The organism is Pseudomonas argentinensis (assembly GCF_001839655.2).
Lineage (GTDB): Bacteria > Pseudomonadota > Gammaproteobacteria > Pseudomonadales > Pseudomonadaceae > Aquipseudomonas > Aquipseudomonas argentinensis_B.
Genome location: NZ_CP056087.1, coordinates 719,761 through 744,032, shown reverse-complemented (window position 1 = coordinate 744,032; position 24,272 = coordinate 719,761). Strand labels below are relative to the sequence as shown.

At 66.1% G+C, this 24,272-nt stretch carries 22 protein-coding genes; 12 read left to right on the top strand and 10 right to left on the bottom strand.

Annotation, left to right across the window (positions count from 1 at the left end; all coding sequences use genetic code 11):
- Positions 1 to 45: 45 nt before the first annotated feature.
- Positions 46 to 942 carry a D-hexose-6-phosphate mutarotase gene (locus tag SA190iCDA_RS03420; protein ID WP_070884998.1) on the top strand — a complete coding sequence of 299 codons (897 nt, stop codon included), beginning with the start codon at positions 46 to 48 and terminating at the stop codon, positions 940 to 942.
- Between the two features lie 266 nt (positions 943 to 1,208).
- Positions 1,209 to 1,856: a ribosome biogenesis GTP-binding protein YihA/YsxC gene (yihA, locus tag SA190iCDA_RS03415; RefSeq protein ID WP_070884997.1), complete on the top strand. Its 648-nt coding sequence runs from the start codon at positions 1,209 to 1,211 to the stop codon at positions 1,854 to 1,856.
- A gap of 408 nt (positions 1,857 to 2,264) precedes the next feature.
- Here the strand turns inward: yihA and polA are convergent, their stop codons facing one another.
- Positions 2,265 to 5,120 (bottom strand): DNA polymerase I, encoded by a 2,856-nt coding sequence (polA, locus tag SA190iCDA_RS03410; protein WP_070884996.1) that lies wholly within the window; start codon positions 5,118 to 5,120, stop codon positions 2,265 to 2,267.
- A 74-nt stretch (positions 5,121 to 5,194) separates the two neighbouring features.
- Here polA and SA190iCDA_RS03405 point away from each other — a divergent pair, with 74 nt between their 5' ends.
- From SA190iCDA_RS03405 to SA190iCDA_RS03395, 3 genes are all read left to right on the top strand, one after another.
- Positions 5,195 to 5,479 (top strand): DUF2782 domain-containing protein, encoded by a 285-nt coding sequence (locus tag SA190iCDA_RS03405; RefSeq protein ID WP_013793388.1) that lies wholly within the window; start codon positions 5,195 to 5,197, stop codon positions 5,477 to 5,479.
- Positions 5,480 to 5,491: 12 nt separating this feature from the next.
- Positions 5,492 to 6,442, top strand: a complete 951-nt coding sequence (locus SA190iCDA_RS03400; protein WP_070884995.1) for a homoserine kinase — start codon at positions 5,492 to 5,494, stop codon at positions 6,440 to 6,442.
- A 176-nt stretch (positions 6,443 to 6,618) separates the two neighbouring features.
- Positions 6,619 to 7,281 (top strand): TVP38/TMEM64 family protein, encoded by a 663-nt coding sequence (locus SA190iCDA_RS03395; protein WP_170833925.1) that lies wholly within the window; start codon positions 6,619 to 6,621, stop codon positions 7,279 to 7,281.
- Here SA190iCDA_RS03395 and znuA read toward each other — a convergent pair.
- On the bottom strand, positions 7,278 to 8,234 hold the full coding sequence (znuA, locus tag SA190iCDA_RS03390; RefSeq protein ID WP_070884993.1) for a zinc ABC transporter substrate-binding protein ZnuA: 957 nt from the start codon (positions 8,232 to 8,234) through the stop codon (positions 7,278 to 7,280). The genes SA190iCDA_RS03395 and znuA overlap by 4 nt on opposite strands.
- A gap of 153 nt (positions 8,235 to 8,387) precedes the next feature.
- On the opposite strand from znuA, the gene SA190iCDA_RS03385 reads away from it, so the two are divergent.
- The 7 genes from SA190iCDA_RS03385 to SA190iCDA_RS03355 all read left to right on the top strand — a co-directional run bounded on the left by SA190iCDA_RS03385 (position 8,388) and on the right by SA190iCDA_RS03355 (position 14,029).
- Positions 8,388 to 8,888: a Fur family transcriptional regulator gene (locus tag SA190iCDA_RS03385; RefSeq protein ID WP_170833924.1), complete on the top strand. Its 501-nt coding sequence runs from the start codon at positions 8,388 to 8,390 to the stop codon at positions 8,886 to 8,888.
- A complete protein-coding gene (znuC, locus tag SA190iCDA_RS03380) occupies positions 8,885 to 9,688 on the top strand; it encodes a zinc ABC transporter ATP-binding protein ZnuC (RefSeq protein ID WP_070884992.1) in 804 nt (267 codons plus the stop codon). The genes SA190iCDA_RS03385 and znuC overlap by 4 nt, the downstream gene beginning before the upstream one ends.
- Positions 9,681 to 10,469 carry a zinc ABC transporter permease subunit ZnuB gene (gene znuB, locus SA190iCDA_RS03375; protein ID WP_070884991.1) on the top strand — a complete coding sequence of 263 codons (789 nt, stop codon included), beginning with the start codon at positions 9,681 to 9,683 and terminating at the stop codon, positions 10,467 to 10,469. Before znuC ends, znuB begins: the two co-directional genes overlap by 8 nt.
- An 85-nt stretch (positions 10,470 to 10,554) precedes the next feature.
- On the top strand, positions 10,555 to 11,376 hold the full coding sequence (locus tag SA190iCDA_RS03370) for a hypothetical protein (protein ID WP_070884990.1): 822 nt from the start codon (positions 10,555 to 10,557) through the stop codon (positions 11,374 to 11,376).
- A 146-nt stretch (positions 11,377 to 11,522) separates the two neighbouring features.
- The gene (locus tag SA190iCDA_RS03365; RefSeq protein ID WP_070884989.1) at positions 11,523 to 12,527 is read left to right on the top strand and encodes a methionine ABC transporter ATP-binding protein; all 1,005 of its coding nucleotides are present in this window, start codon (positions 11,523 to 11,525) and stop codon (positions 12,525 to 12,527) included.
- Positions 12,527 to 13,192 (top strand): methionine ABC transporter permease, encoded by a 666-nt coding sequence (locus SA190iCDA_RS03360; protein ID WP_139159454.1) that lies wholly within the window; start codon positions 12,527 to 12,529, stop codon positions 13,190 to 13,192. The genes SA190iCDA_RS03365 and SA190iCDA_RS03360 overlap by 1 nt, the downstream gene beginning before the upstream one ends.
- 60 nt (positions 13,193 to 13,252) lie before the next feature.
- Complete coding sequence (locus SA190iCDA_RS03355) at positions 13,253 to 14,029, top strand: MetQ/NlpA family ABC transporter substrate-binding protein (protein WP_070884987.1); 777 nt, start codon at positions 13,253 to 13,255, stop codon at positions 14,027 to 14,029.
- Between the two features lie 223 nt (positions 14,030 to 14,252).
- Here SA190iCDA_RS03355 and SA190iCDA_RS03350 read toward each other — a convergent pair whose 3' ends face one another.
- From SA190iCDA_RS03350 to SA190iCDA_RS03315, 8 genes are all read right to left on the bottom strand, one after another.
- Positions 14,253 to 14,684, bottom strand: a complete 432-nt coding sequence (locus SA190iCDA_RS03350; RefSeq protein WP_070884986.1) for a GFA family protein — start codon at positions 14,682 to 14,684, stop codon at positions 14,253 to 14,255.
- Positions 14,685 to 14,827: 143 nt separating this feature from the next.
- Positions 14,828 to 15,457 (bottom strand): SCO family protein, encoded by a 630-nt coding sequence (locus SA190iCDA_RS03345; protein WP_070884985.1) that lies wholly within the window; start codon positions 15,455 to 15,457, stop codon positions 14,828 to 14,830.
- Between the two features lie 198 nt (positions 15,458 to 15,655).
- On the bottom strand, positions 15,656 to 17,185 hold the full coding sequence (locus tag SA190iCDA_RS03340) for a SulP family inorganic anion transporter (protein WP_070884984.1): 1,530 nt from the start codon (positions 17,183 to 17,185) through the stop codon (positions 15,656 to 15,658).
- 198 nt (positions 17,186 to 17,383) lie between these two features.
- Positions 17,384 to 18,115 carry a carbonic anhydrase gene (locus SA190iCDA_RS03335; protein ID WP_070884983.1) on the bottom strand — a complete coding sequence of 244 codons (732 nt, stop codon included), beginning with the start codon at positions 18,113 to 18,115 and terminating at the stop codon, positions 17,384 to 17,386.
- A 385-nt stretch (positions 18,116 to 18,500) separates the two neighbouring features.
- On the bottom strand, positions 18,501 to 20,165 hold the full coding sequence (gene pgi, locus SA190iCDA_RS03330) for a glucose-6-phosphate isomerase (protein ID WP_070884982.1): 1,665 nt from the start codon (positions 20,163 to 20,165) through the stop codon (positions 18,501 to 18,503).
- Between the two features lie 125 nt (positions 20,166 to 20,290).
- Positions 20,291 to 21,226 carry a carbohydrate kinase family protein gene (locus SA190iCDA_RS03325; protein WP_070884981.1) on the bottom strand — a complete coding sequence of 312 codons (936 nt, stop codon included), beginning with the start codon at positions 21,224 to 21,226 and terminating at the stop codon, positions 20,291 to 20,293.
- Between the two features lie 70 nt (positions 21,227 to 21,296).
- Positions 21,297 to 22,781, bottom strand: a complete 1,485-nt coding sequence (xylB, locus tag SA190iCDA_RS03320) for a xylulokinase (protein ID WP_070884980.1) — start codon at positions 22,779 to 22,781, stop codon at positions 21,297 to 21,299.
- A gap of 3 nt (positions 22,782 to 22,784) precedes the next feature.
- Positions 22,785 to 24,260: a mannitol dehydrogenase family protein gene (locus SA190iCDA_RS03315; protein WP_070884979.1), complete on the bottom strand. Its 1,476-nt coding sequence runs from the start codon at positions 24,258 to 24,260 to the stop codon at positions 22,785 to 22,787.
- Positions 24,261 to 24,272: the final 12 nt, after the last annotated feature.

Below are 24,272 nucleotides of genomic sequence, written 5' to 3'. Positions count from 1 at the left end.
TCGCGTCGCGGCCCAACAGCCAATCTCTTCAGGAGCAGCACATCCATGAGCACCTCCAACGAACGCATCCAGCTGGGCGACCTGGTCTGCTGGCGCATCCAGCATGCCGGCGCCGAACTGCTGGTCAGCGAACAGGGCGCGCAGATCCTGCGCTACCAGCCGGCCAGGGGCGAGCCGCTGATCTGGCTCAGCGACGAGGCCGCCTACAGCGCCGGCAAGAGCGTACGCGGCGGTGTGCCGGTGTGCTGGCCCTGGTTCGGTGACCTGCAGCGCAACCCCGAGGCGATTCGCAACGCATATTCCCGCCCTACCGATGCGCCGGCCCATGGTCTGGTGCGCGACCGCGACTGGCAACTGATCGGCCTGAACACCGAAGAAGATGGCGTGACCCTGTCGTTCGCCTTCGACACCGCCGCCCAACCGATTGCCGAGTGGCCCCATGCCGCCGAGCTGCAGCTCGATATCCGCCTCGGCGAGCGGCTGAAACTGAGCCTGACCACCCGCAACCTGGGCGACAGCGAACTGCCGATCAGCCAGGCGCTGCACACCTATTTCGCGGTCAGCGATATCCGCAAGATACAGATCGAAGGCCTGGACGCTTGCCGCTACGTCGACACCCTGCAGGACTGGAAGAAAGTCCGCCAGAAAGGCGCGGTGACCTTCACCGGCGAAACCGACCGCATCTACCTCGATACGCCGCCACAATTGAGCATCGTCGACCCGCTCTGGAAGCGCCGTATCTTCATGCGCAGCGAAGGCTCGGGCTCTGCTGTGGTGTGGAATCCGTGGATCGACAAGGCCAAGCGCCTGTCGCAATTCGCCGATGACGCCTGGCAGGGCATGCTCTGCATCGAGCACGCCAACGTGCTGGACGATTCGCTGATCCTCGCCCCGGGCGCCGAGTACCGCCTCGACGTGACCCTGTGGGCACAGCCACTTTGAGATGACGCGTAGGGTCTGTTGCCGTTTCACGCACGGGCGCGCCGGAGACCGTTTTGCCGCGAGGCAAGGGCCGCGCCCGCTCCCTGCGGGCTTGCGGCATTTCCCACATCCATGTGGGGCACACAGCCGCGAAGTTTAGTGGGCTAAATGAGCCGGCGAGAAACGCAGTATCGCGGCAAAACGGGCCCGGCCCTACGGGTTGCGCGGGTCAGCGCGTCGCCAGCCTGTTAGACTGCGGCGATGCAGCCCCTTCACCGGAAACCCCGATGCACGCAAAGAACCCCGCAATCGGCTTGTGTCAGCAAGCCACCTTTCTGATCAGCGCCGCCAAGGTCGACCAGTGCCCGGACGACCAGGGCTATGAGGTCGCCTTCGCCGGCCGCTCCAACGCCGGCAAGTCCAGCGCGCTGAACACCCTGACCCACGCCAGCCTGGCGCGTACCTCGAAGACGCCGGGACGTACCCAGTTGCTGAACTTCTTCCGCCTGGACGACGAGCGCCGCCTGGTCGACCTGCCCGGCTACGGCTACGCCAAGGTGCCGATTCCGCTCAAGCAGCACTGGCAGAAGCACCTCGAAGCCTACCTGGGCAGCCGCGAAAGCCTGCGCGGGCTGATCCTGATGATGGACATCCGTCACCCGCTGACCGAGTTCGACCGCATGATGCTCGACTGGTCCGGCGCCAGCGGCATGCCCATGCACATCCTGCTGACCAAGGCCGACAAGCTGGCCTTCGGCGCGGCCAAGACCGCGCTGCTCAAGGTGCAGCAGGAGATCCGCAAGACCTGGGGCGAGCAGGTCAGCATCCAGCTGTTCTCGGCACCCAAGCGCATTGGCGTGGAAGAAGCTCAGGCCGTGCTGGGCCACTGGCTGGGCCTGATCGGCGAGGAACAGGAAGACGACGTGGCTGAGTGAGCCCTTGCTCAACGCCAGGTTGCCGAACGAAACGCCCCGCCCATGCGGGGCGTTTTTGCATCCGCTGGCATTGCCCTCGAGCGCTGAAGGACTAGCCTGCTGGTAAGGGAGAGAGGCGGCATGGCGGCCTGGCACTTTTCTGCAGGCAAAAAAAACCCCGAACTTCGTATGGGGAGGGAGAAGATCGGGGTTTAAGGGTCTGAACCGCTAGGGCGGGGCTCAGATGTCTGCCAACACTTAACACAACAAAGGAGCATCGAAGGGCTTTATGGGCCATTCACAAACTCTGACCGGGTGGACAGAAGTAAAGTTCAGCGGTGCTTAGATCCCTTTGTTTGGTCGTCATTCCTATTAAGACCGCACAGTACTAACTGATAACGGGACGCAGCTGCGTCCCTCTGAGATGGTTCAGTGCGCTTCATCCCAGTTGTTGCCGACGCCGACCTCGACCAGCAGCGGTACGTCGAGCTTCACCGTTTCGCCCATCAGCGGGCGAATCTGCGCACTGACCTGTTCGACCAGATCCTCGCGCACCTCCAGCACCAGTTCATCATGCACCTGCAGGATCACCCGGGCATCCAGGCCGGACTCGGTCAGCCACTCATCCACCGCCACCATGGCTTTCTTGATGATGTCGGCGGCGGTGCCCTGCATTGGCGCGTTGATCGCCGTGCGTTCGGCACCGGCGCGCTCCTGGGGCCGGCTGGACTTGATCGCCGGCAGGTACAGGCGCCGGCCGAACAGAGTCTCCACGTAGCCCTGCTCCGCGGCCTGATGGCGGGTGCGATCCATGTACTCGCGCACGCCCGGGTAGCGGGTGAAGTAGGTCTCGATATAGGCCTTGGCGGTCTTGCCGTCGACGCCGATGTCCTTGGCCAGCTTCTGGGCGCCCATGCCGTAGATCAGCCCGAAGTTGATCGCCTTGGCGCTACGCCGCTGGTCGTTGCTGACCTGATCGAGCTCGACCTTGAAGACTTCCGCGGCCGTGGCGGTGTGTACGTCGAGGTTGTCGCGAAAGGCGTTCATCAGCCCCTCGTCGCGGGACAGGTGCGCCATGATGCGCAGCTCGATCTGCGAGTAGTCCGCGGCCACCAGCTTGTAGCCCGCCGGCGCCACGAAGGCCTGGCGAATGCGCCGGCCCTCGGCGCTTCGCACCGGGATGTTCTGCAGGTTGGGGTCGCTGGAAGACAGCCGTCCGGTGGACGCCACCGCCTGTTGATAACTGGTGTGGATGCGCCCGGTGCGGGGGTTGATCTGCTCCGGCAGGCGGTCGGTGTAGGTGCTCTTGAGCTTGCTCAGGCTGCGGTACTGCATCAGCACCTTGGGCAGTTCGTAGTCCTGCTCGGCCAGCTCGGCGAGCACCGCTTCGGCGGTGGAGGCCTGGCCCTTGGCGGTCTTGCTGAGAATCGGCAAACCGAGCTTCTCATAGAGGATGGCGCCGAGCTGCTTGGGCGAGCCGAGGTTGAACTCCTCGCCAGCGACCTCGAAGGCCTGGCGCTCCAGCGCCACCAGCTTCTCGCCCAGCTCCTGGCTGTGCTCACCGAGCAGTTTGGCGTCCACCAGCGCGCCATTGCGCTCGATGCGCGCCAGCACCGGCACCAGGGGGATCTCGATATCGCGCAGCACGCTCGCCACGCTCGGCACCTGCTGCAGGCGGCCCCACAGATTCTGGTGCAGGCGCAGGGTCACGTCAGCGTCTTCGGCGGCGTAGGGGCCGGCCTGCTCCAGGGCGATCTGGTCGAAGGTCAGCTGCTTGGCGCCCTTGCCCGCGATGTCCTCGAAACGGATGGTGCTGTGGCCCAGGTATTTGAGCGACAGGCTGTCCATGTCATGGCGGGTGGCGGTGGAGTCCAGCACGTAGGACTCGAGCATGGTGTCGAAGGCCACGCCCTGCACCTTGATCGGCGTGCTGGCATTGGCCAGTACGTTGATGTCGTACTTGGCATGCTGGCCGACCTTGGCTTTGTTCGGGTCTTCGAGAATCGGCTTGAGCGCACGCAGCACGGCGTCGCGATCCAGCTGCTGCGGCACGCCCATGTAGCTGTGCGCCACCGGCACGTACACCGCCTCACCGGCCTTGATCGCGAAGGACAGACCGACCAGTTGCGCCTGCTGGGCGTCGATGCTGGTGGTTTCGGTGTCGAAGGCGATCAGCTCGGCCTGTTGGAGTTCCTCCAGCAGGGTGTCGAACTCGCCCTGGTCGAGAATGGTGCGGTACTCGCCCGCCACCACCGACGGCTGGTCTTCGGCAACCGCAGGCGTTGCGGCGGCCTGGACCGCCGGCACCTCGCCCACCGCCGCACTGGCCGCCGCACTGAACAAGTCATCCGAAGGCGGCGTCAGTTCGGAGCGGGCTGCCGCCTTGGTCTTGGGTGTCGCGCCCTTGTTCTGGCGCAGCAGTTCGTCGAGCCAGCCCTTGAACTCCAGCTGCTCGTAGAGGGCGGTCAGGGTATCGACATCCGGTTCGCCAGGGTGCAGCCTGGCGTAATCCAGATCCAGCGGTACATCCAGCTTGATGGTCGCCAACTGGTAGGAGAGGTAGGCCATCTCGCGGTGTTCCTCGAGCTTGGCCGGCAGGCTCTTGGCACCGCGGATCGGCAGGCCCGGCACCTTGTCGAGGTTGGCGTAGATCACGTCGAGGCCGCCGCCGACGCCGACCAGCAGGCCCAGGGCGGTCTTTTCGCCGACGCCCGGTACGCCGGGAATGTTGTCGATCTTGTCGCCCATCAGCGCCAGGTAATCGATGATCAGCTCGGGGCCGACGCCGAACTTCTCCCTTACGCCTTCGATGTCGTAGACGCTGCCGGTCATGGTGTTGACCAGGGTGACGTGCTGGCAGACCAGCTGCGCCATGTCCTTGTCGCCGGTGGAGATCACCACGTCGCAGCCCTCGGCGGCGGCCTGCCGGGCCAGGGTGCCGATCACGTCGTCGGCCTCCACGCCCTCCACACACAGCAACGGCAGGCCCAGCGCCCGCACACTGGCATGCAGCGGCTCGACCTGCAGGCGCAGCTCGTCGGGCATGGGCGGGCGGTTGGCCTTGTAGTCGGCGAACAGCTCGTCGCGGAAGGTGCCGCCCTTGGCATCGAAGACCACCGCGAAGGGGCTTTCCGGGTACTGCCGGCGCAGGCTGCGCAGCATGTTCAGCACACCCTTCACGGCGCCGGTGGGCAGGCCTTTGGAGTTGGTCAGGGGCGGCAGGGCATGGAAGGCGCGGTACAGATAAGAAGAACCGTCGACCAGGACGAGGGGAGCTTGGCTCATGAGGGCAATCAACCTTTTCGGCGGGCGTGGCGCTAGAATACAAGCACCGTTGATATCAAAGGGACAAGGTTACCATGGGACCATTCAATCGCCTGATCCTGCTTGCCGTGCTGGCAGCCGTGCCGTTCGCCGCGCAGGCCAGCGATGCGCCGTCTGCGGAGCCCGACGTAACCATTCGCCAGGACGGCGACCGCACCGTGGAGGAATACCGGGTCAACGGCTTCCTCTACGCCATCAAGGTCACCCCCAAGGGTGGCAAACCCTATTTCCTGGTACGGGCCGACGGCAGCGACGGCAATTTCGTGCGTTCCGATTCGCCGGATATGTTGATTCCGGCCTGGGAAATCTTCAGCTGGTAAGGCAGTCAATTCATGTCGGTGTTCACCCCGCTGCAACGTCCGCAACTGGAAACCTTTCTCGCGCCCTACGGGCTCGGCCGCCTGCTCGACTTCCAGGGCATCGAGGCCGGTAGCGAGAACAGCAATTTCTTCGTCAGCCTGGAACAGGGCGAGTTCGTGCTGACGCTGGTCGAGCGCGGGCCCAGCGAGGATCTGCCGTTCTTTATCGAGCTGCTCGACATTCTCCATGACGCCGGGCTGCCGGTGCCCTACGCGCTGCGTACCGACAACGACGAAGCACTGCGCACCCTGGCCGGCAAGCCGGCGCTGCTGCAACCGCGCCTGAGCGGCAAGCACGTGCGCGACGTCAATGCCCAGCATTGCCACGAGGTGGGCGAGCTGCTGGCGCGCATTCACCTGGCGACCCGCGACCACCCGCTGCAGCGCAAGAGCGACCGTGGCCTGGAGTGGATGCTGCGTGAGGGCAAGGTGCTGGCCACCCATCAGGCGCCGGACGCGACGACGCTGCTCAATGACGCCCTGGCCGAAATCGCTGCCCGGCAGGATCAGGTGCGCAAGCTGCCGCGCGCCAATCTGCATGCCGACCTGTTTCGCGACAACTGCATGTTCGAAGGCACCCACCTGAGCGGGGTGATCGACTTCTACAACGCCTGCTCGGGGCCGATGCTCTATGACCTGGCGATCACCGTGAACGACTGGTGCTCGGACGAACAGGGCCGCCTGGATGAAGGGCGCGCCCGCGCGCTGCTGGGCGCCTATGGCGCCTTGCGCCCGTTTACCGCCGCGGAAGCCGAGAGCTGGCCAGCCATGCTGCGTATCGCCTGCGTGCGTTTCTGGCTGTCACGGCTGATCGCTGCCGAGGCCTTTGCCGGCCAGGACGTACTGATCCACGACCCCGGTGAGTTCCAGCGCCGCCTGGCGGCACGCCAGCAGGTCAGCCTGGCCCTGCCGTTCGCGCTGTAGACGCAGGATGTGACGAAATGGTGGCGCCTTGCTCGGCGTCACCCTTGTCCCCTTCGAACCCTTGCCCCTATGCTGCGACTCTCAATCGCCTCTCGCAGGGGCGTGCATCGCGCCTGCGAGAGGCCGTCATCATCGGCTCGTCCAGAGGTCGGGTCAGTTGCACGACAAGGGCCGCCATGCCATCACCCTCGTCCAAGCACACTCGGCGCTCGACGCCCGCCACCTGGGCACGACGTGCACTGGGCGCGGTCACCTTGCTGGTGCTCGCCGTGCTGATCTGGAATGCCTGGGATTACCAGGCCTTCATCGCCTGGCGCGAAGAGGCCGGGGTGGTGCCCTTCTTTCTGGCCATGGCGCTGCTGCCTGCCCTGGGCGTGCCGATCACGCCATTCTTTATCGTCGCCGGGGCGACCTTCGGCACCTACGTGGGCCTTGCCGGCAGCGCCGTCGCCCTGTCCACCAACCTGGTGCTCTGCTACTGGATCGCCCGCAGTGGCCTGCGCCCCTGGCTCGCCCGGCTGCTGGCGCGCACGCGCTACGACATTCCGGATTTCGAAAAGGATCAGGGCGCGCTGCGTTTCGCGCTGCTGGTCAAGCTGGCCCCGGGCGTGCCGATCTTCATCAAGCACTACCTGCTGGGTATGGCCGGCGTACCCTTCTGGATCTACTTCGGGGTCTCGGGGCTGATCACCGGGATCTACGCCGTAGCCTTCGTGGTACTCGGCGAATCGCTGCTCGATCATGACCTGGGCAGCGGCGCCGTAGCGCTCGCCGTGCTGGCCGCGGCCGGCTTGGCGATCTACCTGTGGCGCCGGCGCAACCGGCAAGGGACCCTCTAGAGCTTGCCGAGGCAGGCGCTGAAGCCATCGGCCAGGGTCTGCAGCATGGTCTGGTAACCCTCGGCATCGACGGGCGCGGTGGTGCCCATGGCGTCCAGTTCGGCCAGCGTCGCCGGCAGCCCGGCGGTCAGCGTTTCGGCCAGGCGCGGGCGCAGCGGCGGCTCGCTGAATACGCAACTCGGGCCGACTTCCTGCAAGCGCTCGCGCATGGCCGCCACATGACGGGCGCCCGGCTGCACTTCGCTGGCGACGCTGAACACGCCGACATGTTTGAGGCCGTACGCGGCTTCGAAATAATCGAAGGCTTCGTGGAACACGAAGTACGGCTTGTCCGTCAGCGGCGCCAGCTGGGCCTGCAGGCGCGGCTCCAGGGCATCCAGGCGCTTGCCGAAGGATGCCAGGTTGGCCTGGTAACGCGCCGCGTTGGCCGGGTCGGCCTTGGCGAGATCCGCCGCCATGCGCGCGGCGATCACCCGGGCATTGGCCGACGACAGCCACAGGTGAGCGTCCAGGCTGCCGGGGCGATGGTCATGGTCGTGCTCGTCAGGCGCTGCCTGAGCCTGCCCAGCCCCGTGGTCGTGGTCGTGGTCGTGAACATGCTCCTCGCCGAAGTGCCGCAGCGTCATGTCCGGCAGGCTCTGCACGGCCACGCTGGGCTTCTCGCGGGTCGCCAGCACACGGGGCATGAAGCTCTCCATGTCCGGGCCGATCCAGTACAGCAGGTCCACCTCCTGCACCCGCCGCATGTCGGAGGGGCGCAGCGCGTAATGGTGCGGCGACGCACCCGGCGGCAACAGCACCTGCGGCTCGCCCACGCCGTCCTGCACCGCGGCGGCGATCAGTTGCAGGGGCTTGATGCTGGTCAGCACACGCACCTCGGCCTGGGCGGCGCCTGCAGCGAACAGCAGGAAGGCGAACAGCAACGAAAACGGGGAAAGCAGGCGCGGCAACATAGGCGGGAAGATCGATCACGAGCGAATGGAAGTAATACAATAACATCTCTTTCTACCTCCCGTCGAAGCGCACTGACGGGCAGGCGGGCCGATGCGTGGCGCCGGGCGGTCAATGCGTAATAGAATAACGTCCTACGTTTCGAGGCCCACGCCATGTACAAACCCGCCAGCGTCGTGCCGCCACTGGCATCGCGCCCCCATGATCACTCCCATTGCGTCAGCCAGGCGCTGGCCGAGGCCGAGACCATCTGCGTACGCCAGGGTCTGCGCCTGACCGCCTTGCGCAAGCGCGTGCTGGAGTTGGTCTGGGCCAGCCACAAGCCGCTGGGCGCCTACGACATTCTCGGCGTGCTCAGCGAGGAAGATGGCCGCCGTGCCGCGCCGCCCACGGTCTACCGCGCCCTGGACTTCCTGCTGGAAAACGGCCTGGTGCATCGCATCGCCTCGCTCAACGCCTTCGTCGGCTGCAGCCACCCGGCCCATGCACACCAGAGCCAGTTCCTGATCTGCCGCAGCTGCAATGCCGCCGTCGAACTGGAGCAGACCACCATCAGTGACGCCATCGTGCGCGGCGCCAGGGGCGTCGGCTTCGCGGTGGAAAGCCAGACCGTGGAAGTCGTCGGCCTGTGCGCAGGCTGCCAAGGCAAGCAATGAGCGACGCGCTGATACGCCTCGATGGCGTGACCGTCGGGTTCACCGGGCAGACCGTGCTCGACAAGGTCGAGCTGACCATCCTGCCCGGCGAGATCGTTACCCTGATCGGCCCCAATGGCGCCGGCAAGACCACTCTGGTGCGCGCCGTGCTCGGCCTGCTCACCCCGGACAGCGGCCGCGTATGGCGCAAGCCGAAGCTGCGCATCGGCTATATGCCGCAGAAGCTGCATGTCGACCCGACCCTGCCGCTCAGCGTGCTGCGCTTCCTGCGCCTGGTGCCGGGCGTGGATCGCCCCCGCGCCCAGGCCGCCCTGGCCGAAGTGGGCGCCAGCCAGGTGCTCGACAGCCCGCTGCAGGGCATTTCCGGCGGCGAGCTGCAGCGTGTGCTGCTGGCCCGGGCGCTGCTGCGCGAGCCCCAGCTGCTGGTGCTCGACGAGCCGGTGCAAGGCGTCGACGTGGCCGGCCAGGCCGAGCTGTACCGGCTGATCACCCGCCTGCGCGACCGCCATGGCTGCGGCGTGCTGATGGTGTCCCACGACCTGCACCTGGTAATGAGTACCACCGACCAGGTGGTCTGCCTGAACCGCCACGTATGCTGCTCGGGCCATCCGGAGCAGGTCAGCTTCGACCCGGCCTTCGTCGAGCTGTTCGGCCGCGACGCCCAGAGCCTGGCCGTCTATCACCACCACCATGACCACGAACACGACCTGCATGGCAGCGTGGTCAGCGACAAACCGGGCCTGACCATCCATGGTCCGGTTCGTCCTCATGTACATGGAGACGGCTGCAAGCATGGCTGATTTTCTGCTCAACGCCCTGCTCGCCGGCCTTGCCCTGGCCCTGGTCGCCGGCCCCCTTGGGTCCTTCGTGGTGTGGCGGCGCATGGCCTACTTCGGCGACACCCTGTCCCACGCCGCCCTGCTGGGCGTGGCGCTGGGCCTGATGCTGGACGTCAACCCGACCTTCGCGGTGACCGTCGGCTGCGTGCTGCTGGCAGTCCTGCTGGTCACCCTGCAGACCCGCCAGCCCCTGGCCAGCGACACCCTGCTCGGCATCCTCGCCCACAGCACCCTGTCCCTGGGCCTGGTGGTGCTGAGTTTCATGCGCGATGTGCGCATCGACCTGATGGGCTACCTGTTCGGCGACCTGCTGGCGGTGAGCCCCACGGATCTCGCCTGGATCCTCGCCGGCAGCGCCCTGGTGCTGGTGCTGCTGGTGCTGATGTGGCGCCCGCTGCTGGCGATCACCGTGCACGAGGAGCTGGCCCGGGTCGAAGGCCTGCCGGTGGCGGCGATCCGCCTGGGCCTGATGCTGCTGATCGCCATTGTCATCGCCGTGGCCATGAAGATCGTCGGCGTGCTGCTGATCACCTCGCTGCTGATCATCCCCGCGGCCGCTGCCCAGCGCCATGCCCGCACGCCCGAGCAGATGGCCTTTGGCGCCAGCCTGCTGGGCATCGTGGCGGTGTGTTGCGGCCTGAGCCTGTCCTGGTTCAAGGACACGCCGGCCGGCCCGTCGATAGTCGTTGCCGCGGCCAGCCTGTTCCTGCTGAGCTTTCTGCTGCCGCGCCGCAGGGCCTGAACCACCCACCGTGATGGCACATTTGGTGGCCCGCCGACCGCCGTGTAGAATTGCGTATTTTTTGCACAAACCGAGACCCGCAGTCATGACATCGTTCCCTTTACGCTGCGCTGCCCTGGCCGCGTTGGCCCTGCTGATCGTTGGCTGCCAGAGCCAGCAGGCAGCCGAGCCAGCGCCAGCTGTCGTCGCAGTGGCGCCGGCCGCCCAGGAGCTGTTCGACGCGCACCTGGCCGCCGGCCAGCTGGCCGAGGCTGAAGCCCAGCTTCAGGTTCTGCAGGCGGACGGCGAGCCCGCTGTCCTGCTGCAGGCCCAGCGCCAGCTCTCCGAAGCCTACCTGCAGGCAGGCCAGAAGGCCCTGGAAGCCGGCGACCTGGATCAGGCCGCCAAATCCCTGGCCCACGCGCGCACCCTGATGCCCAAGGCGCCAGCCCTGACCACCGGCCTGGATGGCGCCATCGGCAAGGCCCGCCAAGCCGAGCTGAGCGCCGTCGAGCAGGCCCGCCAGGCTGGTGAGCAGGCCCAGGCAGCGCGCCAGGAGCAACTGCGCCTGCTGCGCCAGGCCACCGAAGCCCAAGCCGCCGCCAGCCGTGCGGCCGTCGGCGCGCCGGCGCCAATGCCGGCACAACTGATCGACCCTGCAGCCAAGCGCAGCGAAATCAGCCTGGCGATGCTCGACAGCCGTGACGAGGCGGCGCTGTTCGAGCGCCTGGATGCCGTGGCCGCGGATGTGGTGGCCTTCGACCGCAGCGTGCATATCCAGGTGCGCAGCGCCGAGGACCTGCGCCGCGTGACGGCCCTGCTCGAAGCGCGAGTGATGAAGCTCGACCCAAGGTTCAAACTTGCGCTCAGTCATGCCGTCAAACCGGTTCAGGTGCCGCATATGGTCTTGCGTGCCCGGGGCCAATAAAGCCCCCGAGCCAGGCTGAAAACCAGCTTTTTAGATATAAACATAGGCCTACAAAGATTTTTGAGGCCTAAGCAGCGCCGGGTAAACTGGCCCCCCTTTATGCTTATGCCTACCCGGCACAACGAAGAACCCAAAAGGTTTAACGCGTGATCGACTTTCATCAGGTTCACAAGGCGTACCGCGTCAGTGGCCGCGATATCCCCGCCCTGCAACCCTGCGACCTGCATATCGAACGCGGCGAAGTGTTCGGCATCATCGGTCATTCCGGTGCCGGCAAGAGCACCCTGCTGCGCCTGATCAACCGCCTCGAGGAGCCCTCCGGCGGGCGCATCGACATCGACGGCGTGGACGTCACCGCCCTGGGCGCCGACGGCCTGCGCAAGTTCCGCCAGCAGGTGGGCATGATCTTCCAGCACTTCAACCTGCTGTCCTCCAAGACCGTGGCCGCCAACGTCGGCATGCCGCTGAAGCTGGCCGGCGTGCCGGCCCGGGAAATCGACCAGCGCGTTGCCGCGCTGCTCGAGCGCGTCGGCCTCAAGGAGCACGCCAGCAAGTACCCGGCGCAGCTCTCCGGCGGCCAGAAGCAGCGCGTCGGCATCGCCCGCGCCCTGGCCACCCGGCCGAAGATTCTGCTCTGCGACGAAGCCACCAGCGCCCTCGACCCGCAGACCACCGCCTCGGTGCTGCAACTGCTGGCCGAGATCAACCGCGAGCTGGGCCTGACCATCGTGCTGATCACCCATGAGATGGACGTGATCCGCCGGGTCTGCGACCGCGTGGCGGTCATGGATGCCGGGGTGATCGTCGAACAGGGCCCGGTGGCCGAGGTATTCCTGCACCCGCAGCACGCCACCACCAGGCGTTTTGTGCAGGAAGCCGAGCATGTCGACGAGAACGACCAGCGCGATGACTTCGCCCACGTGCAGGGGCGCATCCTGCGCCTGACCTTCATCGGCGAGTCCACCTATTCGCCGGTTCTCGGCCAGGTGGCCCGGGAAACCGGCATCGACTACAGCATCCTTGCCGGGCGTATCGACCGTATCAAGGACACGCCCTACGGCCAGCTGACCCTGGCGCTGACCGGCGGCGACATCGACGCCGCCCTGGCCCGCTTCGAAGCGGCTGACGTGCACCTGGAGGTCCTGCGCTGATGGAAACCTTGCTTCCCAACGTCGACTGGCTGGAAATCTGGCAGGCCAGTCTCGATACCCTGAACATGCTCGGCGGCTCGATGCTGTTCACCGTGCTGTTCGGCCTGCCCCTGGGCGTGCTGCTGTTCCTTACCGGCCCACGGCAGATGTTCGAACAGAAGGGCCTGTACGCGGTGATCTCCCTGGTGGTGAACGTGCTGCGTTCGGTACCGTTCGTGATCCTGCTGATCCTGCTGATCCCGGTCACGGTGGTGATCACCGGCACCTCCCTGGGCGTCGCCGGGGCCATTCCGCCACTGGTGGTCGGCGCCACGCCGTTCTTCGCGCGCCTGGTGGAAACCGCCCTGCGCGAGGTCGATCGCGGCATCATCGAGGCGACCCAGGCGATGGGCGCCAGCACCCGGCAGATCATCTTCAACGCCCTGCTGCCCGAAGCCCTGCCGGGCATCCTCGCGGCCATCACCGTGACCGCCATCACCCTGGTGTCCTACACCGCGATGAGCGGCCTGATCGGCGGCGGCGGCCTGGGCGACCTGGCGGTGCGTTACGGCTACCAGCGTTACCAGCCGGACGTGATGTTCGTGACCGTCGCCCTGCTGGTGGTGCTCGTACAGATCTTGCAAACCATCGGCGACCGCCTGGTGGTGCATTTTTCCCGTAAATAAAACAGCTGGAAGGGCCAGCGGCAGCGTGCCGCCACGCCATCTCACTTCAAGGAGTCAACGATGAAAAAACTGCTCACTGCCCTGGCTGTCGTCGCAGCCTTCTCCAGCGCCGCCCAGGCCGAAGCCCTGCGCGTCGCCGCCTCCGCCGTGCCGCACGCCGAGATCCTGAATTTCGTCAAACCGGCCCTGGCCAAGGAAGGCGTGGAACTGGACGTCAAGGTCTTCACCGACTACGTGCAGCCCAACGTACAGGTCGCCGAGAAGCGCCTGGACGCCAACTTCTTCCAGCACCAGCCGTACCTGGACGAGTTCAACAAGAGCCGTGGCACCAGCCTGGTCAGCGTCGGTGGCGTGCACGTCGAGCCGTTCGGCGCCTACTCCAGCAAGATCAAGGACCTCAAAGAGCTGCCGCAAGGCGCCAACGTGGTAATCCCCAACGACGCCACCAACGGCGGCCGCGCCCTGCTGCTGCTGCAGAAGGCTGGCGTGATCACCCTGAAGGATCCGAGCAACATCCTCTCCACCCCGAAGGACATCGCCGAGAACCCGAAGGGCATCAAGGTGCGTGAACTGGAAGCGGCGACCCTGCCGCGCGTGCTGACCCAGGTGGACCTGGCACTGATCAACACCAACTACGCCCTGGAAGCCAAGCTGAACCCGACCGAGGACGCCCTGGCCATTGAAGGCAGCGACTCGCCGTACGTGAACATCCTGGTGACCCGCGAAGATAACCAGGACAGCCCGGCCGTGCAGAAGCTGGTCAAGGCCCTGCACAGCGATGAGGTGAAAGCCTTCATCCTGGAAAAATACCAGGGCGCGGTGCTTCCGGCGTTCTGATCGCCGCTACGCAACCGCTGCAACCAATGCCGCGTCGCCTCCGGGCCACGCGGCATTTTCATTTCTGCAGCCCTGGTTTCTCAGAGCCTGTTCACGATCTCGCGAGCTAGAGCCATACAAGGCGAAAACAGGCGAGGAAGCGGAGTTTACGAGCTGTAAATGAGCATTCCGAGCCTGTTTTTAACGCAGTAGGGCCGACGCGTAGCAGATCGTGGACAGGTTCTCAGTCGGCGGGAATAAAGCGCAGCATCCCGGCCTGCCGCGACCCGGCGCCGCTGGGGTCGTCCTTGGGATGGGCGATGCCATCGCTGACCGGCACTTCGTCGAAGTCGAACGGGCTGATGCCCTCCAGGCAGGCCACGTTGACGCCGTACTGCCGGGGATTGGAGCGGCGTTGATGATGGGTGTAGATGCCACAGCGCGAGCAGAAGAAGTGCTCGGCGCTTCTGGTATTGAAGCGATAGGTCGTCAGCAGCTCTGCACCCTGCAGAATACGAAAGTCGGCCAGCTCGGCCGAAACCGCCACGGCACCGCGCATCCGGCAATAAGAGCAGTTGCAGCGCCGTGCGCTGTGCAGGCCCTCGCTGAGCGTCACGTGAAAGCGCACCCCGCCGCAGTGGCAGGCACCGTTGATCTCGCCGATATCCTTGTTCATCGTCAGGCCCTCGCTTGCTCGAGCCCATAGCATAAGCCACATCCCGAATAGGTAGCCGGGCGCCAAGCGATACGATACCCAAGGAGCAAATCGACCAGAGCGCTAGAGACGTTCCTGGAAATGGGACCCGATGGCCCCATTGCTTATTCGCTGCCGACCAGCCCCGGCAGCTGCGCAGCCAGCTTGTCGATATCGATGGGCGCACGGATGAAGCCGCGCTGGGTGCCGTCCGGGCCGATGACGGCGAGGTTGCCGCTGTGGTCGACGGTGTAGTTTTCCTTGCTGGTATCGGCCGGAATATAGGGAATGCTCACCGCGCTGGAGAGTTTCTGGATGGTGTCCGGCTCGCCGCTCAGGCCCATGAAGCCGGCATTGAAGTAACCCAGGTACTTCTTCATCTGCTCCGGCGTGTCACGGGCCGGGTCGACGCTCACCAGCACGATGCGCAGGTTGTTCCACGCGTCTTCCGGGATCTGCGTACGCAGTTGGCGCAGCTGCGCCAGGGTCGCCGGGCAGATGTCCGGGCAGAAGGTATAGCCGAAGAACAGCAGGCTCCATTGATTCTTGAGCTGGCCGGTGGAAAAGGTCTGGCCGTCCTGGTCGAGGAAATCCAGGGCGGGAACCTGGCGCTGCTGGGGCAGCATGACGATGCCGGCGTCGAGCAGCGCCGCGGCGTCGTTGGACTTGCCGCGCAGGGCCTGGTTGACGATCAGGCCGAGCACCAGGGCCACGGCGGCGATAAGGACGAATACGATGAGGTGCTTGCGAGTCATGGCGGCCACGCTGGTCAGGGTGAAGGGTATCGCCCCGTATGACCCGATTCCCCGACCTGGCGGGAGAGGTGCGCCTGGGCGGCACAGGAATCGGCCATCTGGCGATGCGCAGCGGGAAAAGGTACCAGATACGCAGCGTCAGGTGGGCCGTTAACGCCTGCGGCGGGCTGTCACGCCGACAGCCGCCGCAGGCCTGCCTCAGGCCGCTGCGCGGCGCATGCTCAGCGCACGGCCCTCGAGGCGGCGGGTCAGGCCGTGGCGTTCGATCAACAGCGCTCCACCCTGCTGCTCGGCGGCGCGGCCCCAGTCGTCGAGCAGTTCCATGCAGGCATGGTCGACGTAGCTGAGGTTGTCGAGGGGCACGTGCAGGCGGGTGGTCGGCGCAATGCCCTCCAGCACGCTGGCCAGGTGGGGCACCTTGAGGAAGGTGGCCGAGCCGGTCAGGCGCAGCTCCGCTTCGCCGGGGCCGATCTCGCTGAGGCTGACCTTCAGGCGCGAGGCCTTGCCGGCCAGCTTGACCAGGGTCAGAGCGAAACCGATCAGCACGCCGGTCAGCAGGTCGACGGCGACGATGCCCAGGGCGGTGGCCGCATAGATGAATACCGGGGCGCGGCCATAGCGGCCCAAACTGCGAATGGCCTTGATGTCGACCAGCTTGAAGCCGGTGTAGACCAGTACGCCGCCCAGGCAGGCGACCGGAATGCTCTGCAGCACTGTCGGCAGCAGCATGACGAAGGCCAGCAGCCAGGCACCGTGGAAGATGGTCGACAGGCGGGTGCGGGCGCCGGCCTGGACGTTGGCCGAGCTGCGCACTATCACCCCGGTCATCGGCAGCGCGCCTAGTACGCCGCAAAGCATGTTGCCGATGCCCTGGGCGGACAGCTCACGGTCCAGGTTGGAACGCGGGCCGTTGTGCATGCGATCCACCGCCGCGGCCGACAACAGGGTTTCCGCGCTGGCGATAAAGGCCACCACCACCGCGGCCAGGATGATCTGCGGGTTGGCCAGGTTGAACAGGTCGGCCGGCTGTATCCAGTCGATGGCATCGCTCAGGTTTGCCGGCACCTCGACCCGCGCCACACCCAGGCCCAGCCACAGGCTGATGCCGGTCATCAGCGTCACGCCGATCAGCGCGCCAGGCAGAAAGCGCAGGCTCTGGGGGCGCAGCTTGTCCCACAGGAACATGCAGCTGATGGTGCCGAAACCCAGCAACGCCGCCGCCAGGGCACTGCCGCCGCCGAGGCCGGGGATGGCCTGACGCAGGGTGGCGGGGAATGCCAGCAGATTGTCCAGGCCGGAGGCCTGGGGCTTGACGTCGAACATCACGTGGAACTGCGAAAGCACGATGAGAATGCCGATACCGGCGAGCATGCCGTACACCACCGCCGGTGCGGTGACGCGAAACCAGCAACCCAGGCGCAGGCGCCCGGCAACCAGCTGCAGCAGGCCGGCGAGCAGCAGGATCGGCCCGAGCATGGCGATGCCGTGGGTGCGCACCAGTTCGAACACCAACACGGCCAGGCCGGCCGCCGGGCCGCTGACCTGCAGGGGCGAGCCGGCCAGCCAGCCGACCACCAGACCACCGATGATGCCGGTGATCAGGCCCTTGGCCGGCGGCATGCCGGAGGCGATGGCAATGCCCATGCACAGCGGCAGGGCGACGAGAAAGACCACGATGGATGCCAGGGCATCGCGGGGCAGAGCGGATTTGAATGAAGCGAGGGTCATGGTGCGGTCTCCTGCAGATCCGGCGCACGTAAGGTCATGATGGAAAGCCGCAGCTCTCCGTCAGCAGGTGTAAGGCAGTCAGAACCCAAGAGGCTTGTTGCCAGGGGCCAGGCAACAAGCCCGAAAACGGCTGTCGATTGTGGGCGGTTAATCCGCGGGTCGATTCATGGCCACCGGGTGACGTCCTGTCATAAGTGTTTACGAGGCCAGGTAACGGGCTCGTGGGCTGGCACTGGGGGTGGTTTCGCCATCGAGGGGCAGGAACTCGCCACGCTCGGCGTCGTACGCCTTGATGGTGCAGTTCTCGATGTCGTAGACCCAGCCATGAATGAACAGTTGGCCGCTGGCCAGGCGTGCGGCGACGGAGGGATGGGTGCGTAGGTGATCGAGCTGGGCGACCACGTTCTCTTCGGTCAACACGCCGAGTTCCTGGTGCTCGGCGCAGCCGCAGCTCTGCTGGGTAACGGTCTTGGCGACCTCGGCGTGGCGCAGCCAGGCCTTGACCGTCGGCATGCGTTCGATGCTCTGCGGGTTGAGCACCGCCTTCATGGCGCCGCAGTCGGAATGGCCGCAGATGATGATGTGTTGCACGCCCAGGCCCATCACCGCGTATTCGATGGCGGTGGAAACGCCGCCGTTCATCTGGCCATAGGGCGGCACCACGTTGCCGACGTTACGGGTCACGAACAGCGAGCCGGGGTCGCTCTGGGTGATCAGCTCGGGGACGATGCGCGAATCCGCGCAGGTGATGAACATGGCCTGGGGGCTCTGCTGGCGGGCCAGCTTGCTGAACAGCTCGCGCTGCTCGGGGAAGACATCGTTGCGAAAACGCTGGAAGCCATCAAGCAGGGTTTGCAGGGCCTCGTCTGCGCTCTGCTTGCCGGCTGCGGTGGGTGTGGCGGATCGGATGGAACGAATGCGCTCGCTCATGGTGCCTCCTGGTTTTCGGTCGTGATATTGACTTGCCATCTAGTGGCAGTTTGCTTCGTGACCATTCAGTCACATCGAAGACGAACTTAACCATAAAGGCTTAAACCAACCTTAATCGCAAGAGATGCGGTTGCTGTCGGAAGCGCATTTGTAACCGCATGCCACGCCAGCCAGCTTCGGCCATGCAGCAAGCAACTGCTCTAGATTGGGCTCGATGACGCCCCATCTAAAAACGCGCAGATGTCTCACGTGTTACAGCGCCGTGCCGTCCATCAGGAGTCAGACACGAGATGATAGGTACCGAAGGGAGGAACGATAGCCCGCACACGCCGGTGCGAGCTATCTAGGGTCTGTTGCCGTTTCAACGCGAGCCGCGTTGCCGCGATCAGCCGCGATGGCGACCGCGGAAGAAGTCGATCAGGCCCTGGGTGGAGCCATCCTCGGCCGCTGGCTCATCACTGCCGACCATGCGCGAGTACACGCCCTTGCCCAGCTCCTTGCCGAGTTCCACGCCCCACTGGTCGAAGGCGTTGTTGCCCCAGATGACGCTTTGCACGAACACCTTGTGCTCGTACATGGCGATCAGCGCACCCAGGCGACGGGGGCTGACGCGCTCCATCACCAGGGTGTTGCTCGGCCGGTTGCCGGGGATCACCTTGTGCGGCGCCAGGCGCTGCACGTCGTCCTCGCCCATGCCCTTGGCACGCAGTTCGGCTTCCGCCTCTTCGCGGGACTTGCCGAGCATCAGTGCCTGGCTCTGGGACAGGCAATTGGCGTACAGCCACTGATGGTGGTCGGCCACCGGGTTGTAGCTGCTCACCGGCACGATGAAGTCCGCCGGAATCAGCTGGGTGCCCTGGTGCAGCAACTGGTGATAGGCGTGCTGGCCGTTGCAGCCCACACCGCCCCAGATCACCGGGCCGGTAGCCACGCTGACCGGCTGGCCGTCGCCGCGCACGCTCTTGCCGTTGGACTCCATGTCCAGCTGCTGCAGGTGCTTGGTGATGTTACGCAGGTAGTGGTCGTAGGGCAGGATGGCGTGGCTCTGGGCGTTCCAGAAGTTGCCGTACCACACGCCCAGCAGGGCCAGCAGCACCGGCATGTTCTCCTCGAACGGCGCGGTCTTGAAGTGCTCGTCCATGCGGTAGGCACCGGACAGCAGCTCCTTGAAGTTGGACATGCCGATCGACAGGGCGATCGGCAAGCCGATGGCCGACCACAGCGAATAACGGCCGCCGACCCAATCCCACATCGGGAAGATGTTTTCCTCGCGGATGCCAAAGCTCACGGCTGCCTCGCGGTTGCTCGACACGGCGATGAAGTGGCGATACAGCTCGGACTCCGAACCGCCCTGGGCCAGGTACCAGCCCCGTGCGGCCTGGGCGTTCTTGAGAGTTTCCAGGGTGCCGAAGGATTTCGACGAGACGATGAACAGAGTGGTCTCGGCGCGCAGCTTGGCGGCCAGTTCGTGGAACTCGCTGCCATCGATATTGGCCAGGTAATGGCAGCGCACACCGCGCTGGGCGAACGGCAGCAGCGCCTCGGAGACCAGTTGCGGGCCGAGGAAGGAGCCGCCGATGCCGATGTTCACCACGTCGGTGATCGGCTTCTCGGTATAGCCACGCCACAGGCCGTTGTGGATGCGCCCGACCAGCTCGGTCATCTGCTGCAGCACGCGCTGCACCTCGGGGATGACGTCCACGCCATCGACTTCCACCTTGTCGCCCAGCGGGCGGCGCAGGGCGGTGTGCAGGGCCGGGCGTTTCTCGGTGTTGTTCAGCAGTTCACCGTCGAACAGCGCGCGGATGGCCTTCTCCAGGCCGACTTCGCGGGCCAGGTTGACCAGCAGCTCGCGGGTCTCGGTGTTGATCAGGTTCTTCGAGTAATCCAGGAACAGCCCGCAGCCGCTCAGGCTGAAGGTCTCGAAACGCTTGGGATCAGCGGCGAAGGCCTGGCGCATGCTGAAGCTGGCGAGGCGCTCGCGGTGGGCGACCAGGGCCTGCCAGCTCGGCAGTTGGGTGACATCCAGCGATGAAGAAAGATACGGCATGAAGACTCCTTGGTTCGGGCCAGCCAGGCTGACCTCGCGAATTCAAATACATGCCGTCGAGCGCCAGGCGTTGGCAATACTGCATTGAAAATTGCCTACTGCGCCTCATGTCCCTCAACGGCCTGTCAACACTCCAACTCATGGCGATACGGCAACTGCGGGCCAACCCGTGAACAGGTCAGCGCCGCCGCCTGCACGGCGAAATCGAGCATCGCAACGAGCGCCTCACGCGACAATGCCGCCAGGCCAGCCGGGCTGTCCAGCCCGTGCTGCACCAGGTAGGCGATGATCGCCGCCTGGAAGGTATCGCCGGCGCCCACGGTGTCACGGGTGACCACCTGGCGGGCCGGCACCGACCAGTGCCCATGCTGCCGGCTGAACACGCTTGCGCCGGCGCTGCCGCGGGTCAGGAACACCACCTGGCAGCGCCCGGCCAGCCAGCGCTCGATGCTCGTCGACGGGGGGACACCGGGATACAGCAACTCCAGGTCCTCCTCGCTGACCTTGATCAGATGCGCGTGGGCGGCAAAAGATTCAATTCGCTGCCGCCAGCGCTCGATATCGGGTGCCGGATTGAGGCGCACGTTGGGGTCCAGGCTGATCAGCCGCCGCTCGCTCTCGCGCTCGACCAGCGCCAGCAGGGTGTCGCCAACCGGCGCCACCACCAGCGAATAGGAACCGACGTGCAGGCCGCTGACCGTCTCGTCGAGCGCCGGCAGGTGCCCGGCCAGCAGCTGGCGATCGGCGCAGCCTTCGCCGCGGAACATGTACTGCGGCGAGCCCTGGGCATCCAGGGCGACCATGGCCATGGTGGTCGGCGCGTCGCTGGCAACCAGGTAGCGATCGCTGACGCCCTCCTCTGCCAGCACCTGGCGCAAACGCTGGCCAAGGTAGTCGCTGGAGATACCGCCCAGCAGCGCCGAGTCGACGCCGAGGCGGCGCAGGCCGACCGCCACGTTGAACGGCGAGCCGCCGGCCAGGGCCTTGAAATTCAGCTCGCTGCTGCGCTCGCCGGGGTTGCAGAAGAAATCGAACAGGGCTTCGCCGCATACCAGGTACATGGGATCTCCGCGTCACGGAACAGGCGTATTCGCCCAGGGAAAGGGCCGGCGGCAGCGCCACCGGCGTGGATTATTGCAGCGCGCGCACCTGCTCGCGGTAGCGCTGGTAAACGCCTTCGTAGGCGCGGATGCGCAGCTCGTCGGGCTCGGCGCTGCGACTGCCATCGAGACTCACGCAGCGCTCGCAGAGGCTTTGCAGGCTCGACGCCTCGCCGTGCTGTCGGCTCACGCACCAGGCCGCCTGAATCGCCGCGCCGAGCGCCGCCGCCTCGGTGTGCTGCGGGCAGGTCACCGGCGCGCCCATGATGTCGGCGACGATCTGTCGCCAGGTCGCGCTTTTCGCGCCGCCACCGATCAGGCGGATGCTGTCGCTGCGGATGCCGCTGTCGCGCAGCAGGTCGAGGCCGTAGCGCAGGCCGAAGGTGGTGCCTTCCACCACCGCGCGGCAGAGGTTGGCGCGGGTCAGGTTGTCCGCCGTCAGGCCATGCAGGCTGGCGGTGGCCAGGGGCAGCGCCGGCACCCGCTCGCCGTTGAGGAACGGCAGCATCAGCACGCCCCCGGCGCCGATGGGCGCCTCGCCGACCAGGGCACCGAAGGTCTCGACATCCAGGCCCAGCAGGTCGCGGATCGCGCCGCTGGCGTTGGTCAGGTTCATGGTGCAGATCAGCGGCAGCCAGCCGCCGGATGACGAGCAGAAGGTCGCCACCTGCGGGTGCGGGCTGACCAGCGGCTGTTCGGCATGGGCGTACACCGTGCCCGAGGTGCCGAGGCTCATGGTGATGGCGCCTGGGGCGATGTTGCCGGTGCCGATGGCGCCCATCATGTTGTCGCCACCGCCGCTGGCAACCAACGCCCAGGGGTTCAGGCCCAGGCGCTCGGCGATTTCCGGGCGAATCGAACCGACGCAACGGTCGGACTCGATCAGCTCCGGCAGGGCCCGCACCAGGGCGCCCTGCGGGTCGATCAGTTCCAGCAGTTCGGTGTCCCAGGCGCGCGTGCGCACGTTGAAATAGCCGGTGCCGGAGGCATCGCCGTACTCGGCGCAGGCGCGCCCGGTCAGCCAGTAGTTGAGGTAGTCATGGGGCAGCAGGATATGGGCAATACGGGCGAACACCTCGGGATGATGGTCACGGGTCCACAGCAGTTTCGACACCGTGTAGCCCGGCGCGATGGCCACGCCCAGGCGCTCCAGGGAGCCGCTGTCGCCACCGAGAAAATCCAGCAGGTGGGCGTTCTCCGCGGTCGACTCGGTGTCGCACCACAGCTTGGCCGGGCGCAGCACCCCGCCCCTGGCATCGAGCAGCACCAGGCCGTGCTGCTGGCCGGACACGCCGATACCGAGTATCTCGCTGCCCGCCACCCCGGCCTGCTGCAGGGCCTGGGCGGTGGCCTGCTCGAAGGCCAGCAGCCAGTCGGCCGGATCCTGCTCGCGACGGCCGTTGGGGCCGCTGATCAACCGGTGCGCCGCGCTACCCTCACCGAGCACCTTGCCGCTGTGGATGTCCAGAATCAGCGCCTTGGTGCCCTGGGTGCCGCAATCGATGCCGAGGTACATGGCTCAGTCACCCAGCAGGGTCTGCAGGGTGCGCGTCACGCCCAGCTTGCGCAGGCTGTCGTAGCACAGCTCGAAGGCAGTGACGAAGGCCGCCGACTGCGGGATGGCGGTGCCGAAGATCACCTCGACGCCCAGCACCCGCTCGCGCACCTTGTCGTCATCGGCCACCAGCGCCTGGCAGAACGCGGCGCGCGGGTCGGGTATGCGGTACGTGGTGCCGGTTTCGTCGACGCCCTTGAGGTACAGCGCCCAGGCTGCGACCACCAAGGCCGCGCGCTCCAGCGGGCGACCGTCCTCGATCAGGCGGTTGAGGGTCGGCACGATGAACTTGGGAAACTTCGACGAGCCGTCCGAGCAGACGCGCTCGAGCTGGTCGGCGATGGCCTGGTTGGAGAAGCGTTCGATCAGGGTGTCCTTGTAAAGGTCCAGGTCGATGCCCGGCACCGGCGCCAGCTGCGGGGTCACGTCCAGGTCCATGAAGGTGCGCACGTAGCGGCGGAACAACGGGTCGTTCATGGCCTCGTGAACGTAGCGGTAGCCCTTGAGAAAACCCAGATAGGTCAGCGCCAGGTGGCTGCCGTTGAGCAGCTTGATCTTCATCTCCTCGTAGGGGGTGACGTCGTCGGTGAACTGCACGCCGACCTTTTCCCAGGCAGGCCGGCCGTTGACGAACTTGTCTTCCAGCACCCACTGCAGGAAGGGCTCGCAGACCACCGGCCAGGCATCTTCGATGCCATGGCGCTCGGCCAGCTGGGCGCGGTGGGCATCGCTGGTCATCGGCGTGATGCGGTCGACCATGGCATTGGGGAAGCTCACGTGGCCGTCGATCCAGGTCGCCAGCTCGTGGTCGGCCAGGTGGGCGAAGGCCAGCAGCGCCTTGCGGGTCACCGCGCCGTTGTGTGGCAGGTTATCGCAGGACATCAGGGTGAACGCCGGGGTGCCGGCGGCGCGGCGCTTGGCCAGGGCCGCACAGAGGAAGCCGAACGCGCTGCGCGGCGCTTGCGGGTGCGCCAGGTCGTGCTGGATGTCCGGCAGGTGGGCCATGAACTCGCCGGTGCTGTCGTCGATGCAGTAACCACCTTCGGTAATGGTCAGCGAAACGATGCGGACCGCCGGGTCGGCCAGCTTGTCGATCAGCGCAGCCGGTGAATCCTCGGCCAGCAGCATGCCGTTGATGGCGCCGACCACCCGCACTTCCAGGCCCGGCTCGTCGCCCAGCACGAACATGGTGTAGAGGTGATCCTGCTCGGCCAGCGCCTGCTGCATGGCGCGGTCTTCGCGGCGCAGGCCGACGCCGCAGATGCCCCACTCGCGGGCTTCACCGCGGTTGAGCAGCGCTTCGGTGTAGATCGCCTGGTGGGCGCGGTGGAAGCCGCCGACGCCGATATGGGCGACGCCCTGACGCACGGTCGAGGGGTCATAAACCGGTACTTCGACTTCCGGGGCCAGTGCAGCGAGATTCTTGCGATTCAGTTTCATGGGGCGATTCCT

Excerpts from the sequence above, each read along its gene's own strand:
- SA190iCDA_RS03360 (WP_139159454.1), top strand. The coding sequence starts at position 12,527 with ATGGAAACCTTGCTTCCCAACGTCGACTGGCTGGAAATCTGGCAGGCC.
- polA (WP_070884996.1), bottom strand. The coding sequence starts at position 5,120 with ATGAGCCAAGCTCCCCTCGTCCTGGTCGACGGTTCTTCTTATCTGTAC.
- SA190iCDA_RS03315 (WP_070884979.1), bottom strand. The coding sequence starts at position 24,260 with ATGAAACTGAATCGCAAGAATCTCGCTGCACTGGCCCCGGAAGTCGAA.
- SA190iCDA_RS03335 (WP_070884983.1), bottom strand. The coding sequence starts at position 18,115 with ATGAGCGAGCGCATTCGTTCCATCCGATCCGCCACACCCACCGCAGCC.
- SA190iCDA_RS03420 (WP_070884998.1), top strand. The coding sequence starts at position 46 with ATGAGCACCTCCAACGAACGCATCCAGCTGGGCGACCTGGTCTGCTGG.
- pgi (WP_070884982.1), bottom strand. The coding sequence starts at position 20,165 with ATGCCGTATCTTTCTTCATCGCTGGATGTCACCCAACTGCCGAGCTGG.
- SA190iCDA_RS03405 (WP_013793388.1), top strand. The coding sequence starts at position 5,195 with ATGGGACCATTCAATCGCCTGATCCTGCTTGCCGTGCTGGCAGCCGTG.
- SA190iCDA_RS03370 (WP_070884990.1), top strand. The coding sequence starts at position 10,555 with ATGACATCGTTCCCTTTACGCTGCGCTGCCCTGGCCGCGTTGGCCCTG.
- SA190iCDA_RS03400 (WP_070884995.1), top strand. The coding sequence starts at position 5,492 with ATGTCGGTGTTCACCCCGCTGCAACGTCCGCAACTGGAAACCTTTCTC.
- SA190iCDA_RS03385 (WP_170833924.1), top strand. The coding sequence starts at position 8,388 with ATGTACAAACCCGCCAGCGTCGTGCCGCCACTGGCATCGCGCCCCCAT.
- SA190iCDA_RS03325 (WP_070884981.1), bottom strand. The coding sequence starts at position 21,226 with ATGTACCTGGTATGCGGCGAAGCCCTGTTCGATTTCTTCTGCAACCCC.
- znuC (WP_070884992.1), top strand. The coding sequence starts at position 8,885 with ATGAGCGACGCGCTGATACGCCTCGATGGCGTGACCGTCGGGTTCACC.
- xylB (WP_070884980.1), bottom strand. The coding sequence starts at position 22,781 with ATGTACCTCGGCATCGATTGCGGCACCCAGGGCACCAAGGCGCTGATT.
- SA190iCDA_RS03395 (WP_170833925.1), top strand. The coding sequence starts at position 6,619 with ATGCCATCACCCTCGTCCAAGCACACTCGGCGCTCGACGCCCGCCACC.
- SA190iCDA_RS03350 (WP_070884986.1), bottom strand. The coding sequence starts at position 14,684 with ATGAACAAGGATATCGGCGAGATCAACGGTGCCTGCCACTGCGGCGGG.
- yihA (WP_070884997.1), top strand. The coding sequence starts at position 1,209 with ATGCACGCAAAGAACCCCGCAATCGGCTTGTGTCAGCAAGCCACCTTT.
- SA190iCDA_RS03355 (WP_070884987.1), top strand. The coding sequence starts at position 13,253 with ATGAAAAAACTGCTCACTGCCCTGGCTGTCGTCGCAGCCTTCTCCAGC.
- SA190iCDA_RS03340 (WP_070884984.1), bottom strand. The coding sequence starts at position 17,185 with ATGACCCTCGCTTCATTCAAATCCGCTCTGCCCCGCGATGCCCTGGCA.
- znuA (WP_070884993.1), bottom strand. The coding sequence starts at position 8,234 with ATGTTGCCGCGCCTGCTTTCCCCGTTTTCGTTGCTGTTCGCCTTCCTG.
- znuB (WP_070884991.1), top strand. The coding sequence starts at position 9,681 with ATGGCTGATTTTCTGCTCAACGCCCTGCTCGCCGGCCTTGCCCTGGCC.
- SA190iCDA_RS03345 (WP_070884985.1), bottom strand. The coding sequence starts at position 15,457 with ATGACTCGCAAGCACCTCATCGTATTCGTCCTTATCGCCGCCGTGGCC.